General features: G+C 45.5%; 7 protein-coding genes. 3 read left to right on the top strand and 4 right to left on the bottom strand.

Going from position 1 to position 10,954, the window contains the following annotated elements:
* Positions 1-5: 5 nt before the first annotated feature.
* Positions 6-3,224, bottom strand: a complete 3,219-nt coding sequence (locus A4R26_RS23705) for a SusC/RagA family TonB-linked outer membrane protein (protein WP_081169022.1) — start codon at positions 3,222-3,224, stop codon at positions 6-8.
* 696 nt (positions 3,225-3,920) lie between these two features.
* On the opposite strand from A4R26_RS23705, the gene A4R26_RS23710 reads away from it, so the two are divergent.
* From A4R26_RS23710 to A4R26_RS23720, 3 genes are all read left to right on the top strand, one after another.
* On the top strand, positions 3,921-4,976 hold the full coding sequence (locus tag A4R26_RS23710; RefSeq protein WP_081169048.1) for a LacI family DNA-binding transcriptional regulator: 1,056 nt from the start codon (positions 3,921-3,923) through the stop codon (positions 4,974-4,976).
* Between the two features lie 858 nt (positions 4,977-5,834).
* Complete coding sequence (rpiA, locus tag A4R26_RS23715; RefSeq protein ID WP_081169023.1) at positions 5,835-6,533, top strand: ribose-5-phosphate isomerase RpiA; 699 nt, start codon at positions 5,835-5,837, stop codon at positions 6,531-6,533.
* Positions 6,534-6,761: 228 nt separating this feature from the next.
* The gene (locus A4R26_RS23720; RefSeq protein WP_081169024.1) at positions 6,762-8,201 is read left to right on the top strand and encodes an aminotransferase-like domain-containing protein; all 1,440 of its coding nucleotides are present in this window, start codon (positions 6,762-6,764) and stop codon (positions 8,199-8,201) included.
* A 133-nt stretch (positions 8,202-8,334) separates the two neighbouring features.
* On the opposite strand, the gene mobA is transcribed toward A4R26_RS23720, so the two are convergent.
* From mobA to A4R26_RS35975, 3 genes are all read right to left on the bottom strand, one after another.
* Positions 8,335-8,928 carry a molybdenum cofactor guanylyltransferase gene (mobA, locus tag A4R26_RS23725; RefSeq protein ID WP_081169025.1) on the bottom strand — a complete coding sequence of 198 codons (594 nt, stop codon included), beginning with the start codon at positions 8,926-8,928 and terminating at the stop codon, positions 8,335-8,337.
* A gap of 33 nt (positions 8,929-8,961) precedes the next feature.
* Positions 8,962-9,249: an Rdx family protein gene (locus tag A4R26_RS23730; protein WP_081169026.1), complete on the bottom strand. Its 288-nt coding sequence runs from the start codon at positions 9,247-9,249 to the stop codon at positions 8,962-8,964.
* Between the two features lie 119 nt (positions 9,250-9,368).
* Complete coding sequence (locus A4R26_RS35975; protein WP_081169027.1) at positions 9,369-10,856, bottom strand: rubredoxin; 1,488 nt, start codon at positions 10,854-10,856, stop codon at positions 9,369-9,371.
* Positions 10,857-10,954 lie beyond the last annotated feature (98 nt).

Consider the following 10,954-nt stretch of genomic DNA (forward strand, 5'->3'; position numbering starts at 1 on the left):
AGCGGTTAAAAAGTAACATTTACACCAGCCAGAATATACCGGCTGCGGGGATAAGCGGCATAATCGACACCGGGAGTAAGCGGGTTACTACGGCGCGTATTCGCTTCGGGATCAAACCCTGAATAACCGGTCAGTGTCAGCAGATTATTTACGGTGGCATACACCCTGAACTGGGAAAACACTTTACTTTTTTTCAACAACCCATCGGGCAGGGAATAACCCAACGTCACATTGCTGATACGAAGGAACGATCCATCTTCTATCGCAAATGAATGCAGGAAGTATTGACCGGCGGATGGGGTCCAGTATTTTGTATTCGCATTTAATTCACTCAGCGCAACCGGATCAGTGACCTTCACACCATTATCGTCATACCACTTCCACCTGTCGTTCATTGAAGCAAGCATATTATTGTCGCGGTATAAATACTGGGTAGTAAATTCTATTTTGTTGGCGTTATACACTTTATTGCCAACGGAAAAGTTCATAAAAATACTGGCATCAAATCCTTTGTAACTAAACTGCTGGTTAAACCCGCCTGAGAACTTTGGCTGGGCATTTCCAAGTACGGTTCTGTCGCCGGCGCCTATCATCATATCGGCTTTATCGCCCAGTTTTTTTAGTTTCAGGTCGCCCGGCTGGGGATCCCTGTTTCCCAAAGCAACGTTTTTGGTGTTAGCGACATCTGCCTTTAACGTATACGCCTGGGTAGAGGCATTATAGTCAAAGTCATCTACGGTATAAAACCCGTCAGTAACATAACCGTAAAACTGTCCTATCGGCTGCCCTACCTGAACCAAAAAATCCTGGTAGGTAGCGCTTATCCAGCCGGCTTCCTCGAGGTAAGAATTTTTGGGCTGGCCGGAAGGATCGAGCCCAAGGCTAACAATTTTATTTTTATTGAAGGCCATATTGAAGCTCGCGTTCCAGTTAAAATCCTTATTTCTCATAACTGTTCCGTTTAGCTGTATTTCCAGGCCCTTGTTTTCCGTTTTTCCTATGTTCTGGAACTGTGTGGTATATCCGCTGGTTTGTGGAATATTCGCCTGCAGCAAAAGATCCCTGGTATTGTTAAAATACCAGTCTATTGTTGCATTCAACCGGTTCCTGAATAAAGCGATGTCTAACCCGAGGTTTCGTGAAACGGTGGTTTCCCATTTAAGGTTTGCATTCGCCAGTTGTAACGCTGCGAAACCCGGCGTAACGGATTCATTAAATGCATATCCGTCATTGCCTGATGCTGTAAACATTGTTTTATACAGATCGGCGCCGATCCTGTTGTTTCCCGCCGTACCGATACTAAACCGCATTTTCAATTCAGAAATAAAGTCGGCTTCTTTCATAAATTCTTCATCGGAAATGCGCCAGGCGAGTGCCATGGAAGGAAAATAAGCGTTGCGGTTTTCTTTTGCAAAAAGCGAGGAACCATCGCGGCGTAATGTGAAAGTTGCCATATACTTTCCGTCATATGAATAGTTTGCCCGGCTAAATACCGACAACAGCCGGTTTATCCCATGCGAGGTTGATGGAGCATCCTGTATTAATCCGGAAGGCGGCGTAGCTTTCTGAATACCCGCAAACGCCTGTTCCGGTGTAATATCTTTCGGCAGCCATTTGGTCGTAATATTCAAACTCTTCGACCTGGCCTCGTAAATTTCCTGACCCACCAAAACATCTATCTGGTGTTTACCAAAACCTCTTCTATAATTAAGCGTATTGGAATTGGTTAATGAAAGCCCGTCACCTGTTGTCATCTGAACCACCGGCATATCGGCATTCTGCCGCGCAATACCTGTAACTACCCCATTGAATGTATTCGTCTTTCTTTCTGTATTATTAATACCCAAAACAGTTTTATAAGTGAGCCCTTTTATGATCTCATAACTGAAATATCCATTTACGATCACATCGTTCCGGTAATCGTATTTTAGCTCCTGGTTGGCCAATAAAAGCGGACTGGTCAAATTGGTAAGGTTGGCATAATTTTCATCAAACTCATCTACCTGGCTTTCCAAACCCGGGGCAATAAAGGGCCTGAACCGTACGGAGTTCCTCAACCTGTTCGTTCCCTGTGTACCGGTGCTTGAAGTACCCACCCCATCTATCCGTTGACGGCTGTACCTTGTATTTATTCCAACTTTAAACCGGTCATTCACTTTATGATCAAGCTTCAGGGTTGCCAACGTTCTTTTAAAACCCGAATTCAACATGATCCCTTCTTCATCGGTATTATTCAGGCCAATGTTAAACGTGGTTGATTTTGTTCCACCGGTTACACCCAATACATGTGTCTGACTGAAAGCATCGCGGCCAAAAACCTTATCCTGCCAGTCGGTAAACGGCATACTTTTATACAACTCCAGATCTTCCCAACTTCCATAACGATCTCTGAAAGCATCTCTGGTTTCCTGGTTCGTGTTGTAATTATATATCTGGTACTGATACTTTACATAATCGTAAGGATTCATTACAGCGAGTTTGTTAACTATCTTCCTTACACCCGCAAATCCGTTGTAGGTAACCTTGGTTTTCATTTCATGGCCGCCCTTGGTAGTAATGATTATCACCCCATTGGCTCCCCGGGCCCCATATATGGCTGTTGAAGCAGCATCTTTCAACACGTTGATCGATTCTATTTCCTGCAACGACAATACCGATAAAGCATTTTCCATCTGAATGCCATCTACGATATACAAAGGCGAATTGTCCTGCGTAATTGAACCGCCGCCACGCACACGTACAAGTATATCGGCGCCAGGCCTACCCTCGGTGGTAGTAACCTGAACGCCGGCCAGCCGCCCGGTAATGGCTTCGGCAGCCGAACTCAGCGGTATGTCTTTCATATCTTTAGCTGCTACCGATGATACCGAACCGGTAACATTTCTCCGGCTTACCGTCTGGTATCCAATTACCACTACATCATCGAGGTTTGAAGAAAGTGTTTCAAGAAGAATTGAAACCGGTTTATTTCCATCGGTAGCAATTTCACGTAACCTGAAACCGGTTGATGAAACTACCAGTATCACTTTTCCCGTACCCGTAACAGGTAGCTTAAAATTCCCCGATACATCGGTTTGCGTACCTGTACTGGTCCCTTTCACCATCACGCTTACCGCAGCAAGCGGAACACCTTTTTCATCGGAAACAGTTCCGCTGATCGTTCGGGTTTGGGCAAAAAGAAATAGTGGAATGAAGAAATGAAGGACTACCAAAGTAACTCTCATATGGCTGGTCAATTTTGGGGGTTCATACTGCCTCAGGCGGCATTATCTGCCGGTTACCTGGAGTATCTGAATATTAAATGCAATCGTTTTTAACTTAATCCAATGTCAATTCTAGTGAGATATTTTTTAATTAATGAGAAACCACTGGCATTTTTCTATGCAATCGTTCCCGGCAACGATGTAAACCGCAGGGAACTAACAGGGTAAGCAATGTTACCGGTTGTTGGTTACTGGTTGCCGGTGCAGAAACGATGTTTAGGGCGAATGGTTTCCTGAACAAAAAAACCTGTTATAATCCGTGCCACGGTGTGCATTATCCCATTTTGCTAATTGCTTATTGCGCATTGTTAATCAATGCCCCCGGCTTTGCGCCAGCCTTCCGGGGCAGGCACTCACCGTTGCGGAAAGTTTTGAATACCAGGTTTTGCGCCGGCCTTTTCCCGTGCAATCAACCCCAGGTTCAATTGGAATATGAAATTGGTAAGCGTACCAGGTTTTGCGAACTCCTATAATTCGCAGTTCTCTTTTTGGCAACAGGCAAAAGCTGCCGGTTTTCGGTCTGTCCTAAAATTTGCAAATTTCTTCCCTGCCTGTTGTCTATCGCCTATGGCCAATTGGTTACTATATTGCAAATTGCAATTGTTTAACAGCCTTATAGAAAAAAGACTATTTTTATCGGTATATAGCAGCCATACTGTGAAATTTGAGACTGTAACCATAAAAGATATCGCCAGGGCGTTGGGACTTTCAACTTCTACCGTTTCGCGTGCATTGCGTGGTAGTTATGAGATCAGTCCCGAAACAAAAAAACTGGTGCTTGAATACGCCGAGAAAATCAATTACCGGCCCAACCCGATCGCTTTGAGTTTGAAAGAACGGAAAAGCCGGTCGATCGGCGTGGTAGTCAGCGAGATCGCTAATACGTTTTTCTCGCAGGCGATCAATGGAATTGAATCCATTGCTTACAACCGGGGCTACCACGTTATTATTTCCCAAAGCCATGAATCGTACGAGCGGGAAAAGGTGACCATTCAACACCTTGCCTCGCGTTCGGTTGACGGGTTGCTGGTATCGCTCTCGAACGAAACCATCGATCTGAGCCACCTGAAACAGCTTCACGAAAAAGGGTTGCCGGTTGTGTTCTTCGACCGCATTACCGACGAAATAAATACCCATAAGGTTACTGCCAATAATTTCAAAGGCGCTTATGATGCCACCCAGCATTTGATCAATAAAGGTTTTACCCGCATTGCGCATATTACCAATTCGCAAAACCTGTCAATAACCCGCGAGCGGTTGCAGGGGTACCAGGAGGCGCTGAAGAAGAATAATATCCCGTTTGATGAAAAGCTGGTGCACTACACCCTGCATGGCGGTATGATCTATGATGAGATCGAGGGAGAAATAAAAAAGATGTTCAGTGCCCGTCAAAAACCTGACGCTATTTTAACCGCCAGCGATCGCGTTACTACCTCCTGCCTTACGGCCCTGAAAGCTGCCGGTAAACGCATACCGGAAGATATTTCGGTGATAGGTTTTACCAATACCAATATTGCAGAGCTGTTCAACCCGCCTTTATCGGCTGTTCGCCAGCCGGCCTTCGATATGGGCCAGGCGGCTACGGAGCTGCTGATCCAGATCATCGAGAGCAAACGCCCCGTTACTGAGTTTGAAACGAGGATCCTCGATACGGAGTTGTTTACCAGGGAGAGTTCGGAGCACCCGCCAATACAGCCGAAAGCTGAAAGCTGAAAGCGAATACAAATACAAGCTACACGCTTCAAGCTGCAGGCAAATACAGGCGAAAGCTGAAAGCCAAAAAGCAAAAAAACTGAAAGTTTAAAGCATAAAGCGAAGTACATAAACAATACCCTATACACCTTTATCAACCCCGACTTCATCGGGGCAGGTTTTGTCAAACTGTTAACTTGTCAACATCTTCCCCTTCCTTCCTCCCTTTCCCCGCCGCAGCTACAATTCATCCCCCCCTTTCTGCCTGATTTTCAGTAAAAACCCGGTTATTTATCATATTTTTTTACCCCCATTTCATATGAAAATGGTGCTTTACCATATGCTTTCAACCTGTTTTCATATGAAAATGGTACTTGTTCATATGATACTACTACGTTTTCATATGAAAATGGAACGCTACCATATGATTTCACTATGTTTTCATATGAAAATGATACTCCACCATATGATTTAAATACGTTTTCATATGAAAAAGCGGTTCTGCCAAATTCTTCCGCCTCTTCCGTAATTATAAACGCTCATTTAAAATTGCAAACCATGCTTCCATAATCCTGGATGCCCCTTCCATAATTTTGAAACATGCTTCCATAATTTTGAATCCCCTTCCCTAATTACGGAATATACTTCCGGAATTTTGAAAACCCGCTCATAATTACGGAACGTACTTCCAGAATTTTAAATCCCCGTTTATAATTACAAATCATGCCTCAAGAATTATAAACGGCCATTACTAATTTCAAAATGACCAACAAATGTTATCAGCCGGTCCTTCATTATAAGCCCCACGGCTAAAGCAATGAGTGAATAGTTTGTTTTCATATGTGTGCTATTAACAAATTTTCCAATTATCTTCACCTCATGCTAACGCAGGATGAGATCAAGCAATTGGTAGCGAAACAGGCCGCCCAACTGGTTCAAAACAATATGACAGTTGGTATTGGTACAGGTTCTACGGTTTACTGGCTTATTATGGAGCTGGGAAGCCGGGTTAAGCAGGGGTTGTTCTTTCGCGCTATTCCCACCTCTAAAAAAACGGCCACCCTTTGCGCCCAACAAAATATTCCACTGGCCGCTTTGAACGACGTTACCGCTTTAGATATCACCATCGACGGGGCCGATGAAATTGACCCCAACCTGCAATTGATAAAGGGCGGTGGCGGCGCATTATTACAGGAGAAAATGGTGGCGGCCGCATCACGTGAACTGTTTATCCTTGCCGATGAAACCAAACTGGTACGTCAACTGGGCAAATTCCCCCTGCCGCTGGAAGTAATTCCATTTGGCTGGAAGCAGGTGCAGCGGCACATACAGGCAACCTATAATGTAAAAGCGTCTTTACGCACTAAAGATGACCAACCCTTCGTCAGCGATCATGGCCATTATATTCTCGACTGCCCCTTCAATAAAATTGAGCACCCCGGTATTTTAACGTATGACCTGAACGCCATCCCCGGTGTGGTTGATAATGGGTTGTTCATAAACATGGCCGATATGGTGCTGGTGGGATACGCTGATGGAAGAACCGAAACGCTGCAAAATAATACAGCTGAAAGCTAGCGGAAGGCAAAAAGCTGAAAGCGGAAAGCAAATACAATACAGCGCCGCACGGCAAGCTTCAGGCGCATGTAAATACAGCAAAAAGCCGAAAGCCTGAAGCTCCTCAACTAGTTAACCCCTCAACCAGACAACCCCGTCAACCAGTCAACTCCCCCTCCACCGCACTGATACAGTTAAAAAATCAGTAACTTTAACTATATCAGATCCTATAACTGAACCAACCACCAGATGCACAAAAACAAACTGAACGGGGCCGATCACCTGTACCTGCAGATCGCGGGAAACCTGGAACAAATGATCCAGAATGAAATACTGAAGATCGGCGATAAACTTCCCTCGGTTCGTATGCTGAGCAACGAATACGGCATCAGCATGGGCACAGCTTTTCAGGCCTATTATTATCTCGAAGGAAAAGGGCTTATTGAGTCGCGCCCCAAATCGGGTTATTATGTAAGGTTCAGCCAAAAGCGGTACCCTGCGCTGCCCGCCGCGCCCAAACCTGAAACGCTGGGTGATTCGGTAAGTGTTGATGAAATGGTGGCCGCCGTTTTTAAAAAATTAAGCGCCACCGATATTACCAACCTTGCCCTCGCAGCACCGGCTGTTGAACTGCTGCCATTGGCCAAACTCAATAAAAGCATAGTACATGCCTTTCGCAATTCCCCCACTAGTTGTATTCAGTATGAAGATGTACAGGGTAATCCTGAATTACGCAAGCAGGTTGCCCGCATGGCCTTTAACTGGGGCGGAAAAATAGCCGATAACGATGTGGTGATCACTGCCGGTTGTATGGAAGCGCTTTCGCTTTCGCTGCAGGCAGTTACCCGTCCGGGTGATACGGTGGCCATTGAAACGCCTACCTTCTTTGGCATTTTCCAGGTTATGCAAACGCTGGGACTGCATGTGATCGAGATCCCTACGGATGCGGTTACCGGCGTTGACCTCAATTACCTTGAGCAGGCCATTAAAAAATCGAAGATCAAAGCTTGTGTGTTTGTTCCCAGTTTCAATAACCCGCTGGGTTGTTGTATGCCCGATGAAAATAAAAAGGCGCTGGTTGAACTGATCACCAAACATCGCATACCCCTGATCGAAGATGATATTTATGGCGAACTGTATTTCGGCCATCACCGCCCGCGCTGTTGCAAAACCTACGATACCGAAGGCTGGGTGCTGTATTGTTCTTCCATCAGCAAATCGCTGGCGCCGGGTTACCGCATCGGGTGGACGATCCCCGGCCGCTTTAAAGAACAACTTATCCGACTGAAGATGCGGCATACCATTGCGGGTGTTACCATTACACAACATACCATGGCGCATTTCCTTGGCATTGGCCGCTTCGATTTTCATTTGAAAAAATTACGTACCGCACTGCACACGCAGCAACTGCGGTATGTACAGGGCATACTCGATCATTTTCCTGCCGATACCAAAGTATCGCGGCCGCAGGGCGGGTTTGTATTATGGTTAGAACTGAATAAAAAAGTGAATACATTTCAACTATACCAGGAAGCGATGAAGTACCAGGTATCGGTAGCGCCGGGAAGAATTTTCTCCATGCGCAACAGGTATAGTAATTATATTCGAATAGGCTATGGTCGTCCCTGGGGCGACGATGTTGAGCGGGGAATACGTATAACAGGGAACTTAGTGAAAAAAATGTGCTAAGCTAATTTGATAATTCGATAATGTGATAATTTGATAATGAATACAGAATAATGGATGCTTACGCGTGAGCTTCGCTTTTATAAGAACCGCTGCACATGAAGCATTATCAAATTCTCACATTATCAAATTGAATTTAAGGATGTTCAAAGTAAGCCTCTATATCGGCATTCGAATTATAATTGCGGAAAACATGCTGCGAGCGCATAGGCAAACGCAATGTACATCCTTCATCGAAGATGGCTTGCAGACTGTAATTCTCTAAACGGCCGATCATAATACGGCCGGCTACTTTTTCCAGGCCGGTGCGGGTATATATACCGCAGAACGGCTGGGCAAAATCCACATCCTGGTAAACATAAAAATCGAACTGGTTATCGCGCATATATTCCTGCAGCAGATAGTCGATGGATGCGGCATCGAGGTCGAGCATATCGCAAGCCAGCAACAGCAGGTCTTTATCGGGATATCGTTGATGAACGCTGAGCAGTCCTTTCAGCGGGCCTTCCACTTCAGCATTATCAACCACTAATAATTCGGGGGAAATCTCTTCAACGTAGGTATGCACCTGTTGCTCGTTAACCGAATAGATCACCGGGAGGTGAAACATGGCCAGCTTTTCATGCATATGCTTGGCCCATATGGTATTACGAATCGGCATCAGCCCCTTGTCGGAGCCCATACGTTTACTTTCGCCGCCACATAGTATTACACCCAACAAGTTTTCCATAATATAAATACTGGAATGTGATCAATAATAGCATTACTCGTGTACTTTGCGATCTGCATGCCCGAGGCTTTTCCCCGGCGCTATCACATCACGCACCAATTGCTTCACTTCTTTTATTTCAAGGAAACCGCCAACTTCTTTTCGATCGAATATCTTTTGCTCTCCGATGCAAATAGTATACCGGCCACTTACCTCACTGGGTTGCAGCAGCACACCCTGCAACTCATCGGCAAAGGTTGTCAACAACTCCTGTGCCATATAAGCCGCACGGAGCAGCCATCCGCATTTTGGACAATATTCTATAGTAATAGTGGGTTTCATGTAACAAAGATAAGGGTTCAGCAGCCAAGGCGCAAGCGCCCGGAACCAAACCCTCTGTTACACACGGTAGAAAAAAAGGTATGTTAAATATGATGAAATTTCAACATTTTCCTGTAACCCTAGGCCTTAACGCCTTCCCCCTGCACTGCCCGGAACTCCGATTTTGAGGATTCACATACCGGGCACTGATATGTATCGGGCAACAGGCTGAATGCCGTACCCGGCGCAATGTCATTTATGGTGTCGCCATATTGTTCATCATACACGGTAAAACAGTGCTTACACTGGTAAATAACGGGCATATTTACCGGCGCTTTGGCAACCGTGTCCTGCACTACTTCCTGGCGGTAAACGCTGTGCAGGATCTTATCGGCTTCAGTGGTAAGGTCATAAAAATATTTACATAGCGATATCAGGTAAGCGCCCAGTTCTTCTTTCTGCACCCCCTTGCGAAACAAGATATACTCGCGGCTGTTGGGATTGAAATCCTTTGTATACATGATATCGTACCGGTTCATGGCCGCGCTTTTATTGCGGCTGGCATTTTGCTGCCTGGCGATCACTACCCCACCAAACAAACCAAATAAACCCGATTTTGATTTTGTTTTGATGGCAAAGCTGAGCCCATGTGTGCGCACATCATCTTTATCGAACTGGCGAATGATATACCGTTTCAGGTTCAAACCTTCTTCGCTCAGATCTTCTATTTGCCAGTTCAGTTCATTGGCGGCATGATGCACGTTGATGCGATGCGTGTTCAAAACGTACTCCCATGCTGTACGGTCGTTCTGCGCAATACCTTTTACAATAAGCGATTTCCAGGGGGTAATGTAAAGCTGCCCCACCTTGGTCTTCAAACACAACGAAGCAATATCTTTCAGAAAGGAAACCGGGAAACATTCATCGCGGCGATAAATGCCCAGCCAGGTCTTCTCGCCATACCGGTTGAACCCTTCATAATAAGGCAAGGCAAACTGGGGAATGCTCAGTTCCGCAACAACCGGCTGCATAATGAACTGTTCTTTTTTATGCACCATATCATACAGTGCATCGCCATCGGTGAGTGTTTTATTTTCCATGATGGCGTCTTCCACCAGTTTGGTCATGCGCGGAATATCATCTGAATAGATCAATCCTTTCCAGCAATAGATAACCGTAGTTTTGGGAAAGCGAATGTAGAGGTACCAATAATTGTTTACCTGCGATGAAATGAAGTTGATATTGCCGGTAAAGAAGGGAATAAAGCTCTGGTTCGCATCAACCAGGTTCAGCTTCAGTTGCGGCCGGTAATCGAACAGGCCGAGGATATCTTTATATACCCCTTCACTTAACCAGTTGGCGTTTTGAAATACGTCTTCTGCCACGTATGAAGTAAGAATGTTCGCGTACTCATCTTTATTCACCTCATAAATAACCCCCAGCTGGTCAAGCGCTGCGCGAAATTCTTTTTCATTGGAACTTTCGGCGCGGCAATACAATTGCTGCCGGTTGCCAAACTGCACCTGCTCTACCCCGCATTTTTCCGCCGCTTCCATCCATGCATGCAGATCACCGGCGGGAATGATGCCACCGGGAAGATTGATTTTTATATGATGATACTTACGCATAAATTCTTACTCCTGGTTCTCAACTTTCAGTTTATGGTTTGTGGTTTGTGGGTCTTTAATTCCGGCCTCGCTTCTTCTTACCTCTCTGACTTTATGCC

The sequence above is a fragment of the Niastella populi genome (assembly GCF_002078015.1).
GTDB classification, from domain to species: Bacteria; Bacteroidota; Bacteroidia; order Chitinophagales; family Chitinophagaceae; genus Niastella; species Niastella populi.

Bases quoted from the DNA above. Each gene is read 5' to 3' on its own strand.
- rpiA (WP_081169023.1), top strand. From the start codon at position 5,835: ATGCTAACGCAGGATGAGATCAAGCAATTGGTAGCGAAACAGGCCGCC.
- A4R26_RS35975 (WP_081169027.1), bottom strand. From the start codon at position 10,856: ATGCGTAAGTATCATCATATAAAAATCAATCTTCCCGGTGGCATCATT.
- A4R26_RS23720 (WP_081169024.1), top strand. From the start codon at position 6,762: ATGCACAAAAACAAACTGAACGGGGCCGATCACCTGTACCTGCAGATC.
- A4R26_RS23705 (WP_081169022.1), bottom strand. From the start codon at position 3,224: ATGAGAGTTACTTTGGTAGTCCTTCATTTCTTCATTCCACTATTTCTT.
- mobA (WP_081169025.1), bottom strand. From the start codon at position 8,928: ATGGAAAACTTGTTGGGTGTAATACTATGTGGCGGCGAAAGTAAACGT.
- A4R26_RS23730 (WP_081169026.1), bottom strand. From the start codon at position 9,249: ATGAAACCCACTATTACTATAGAATATTGTCCAAAATGCGGATGGCTG.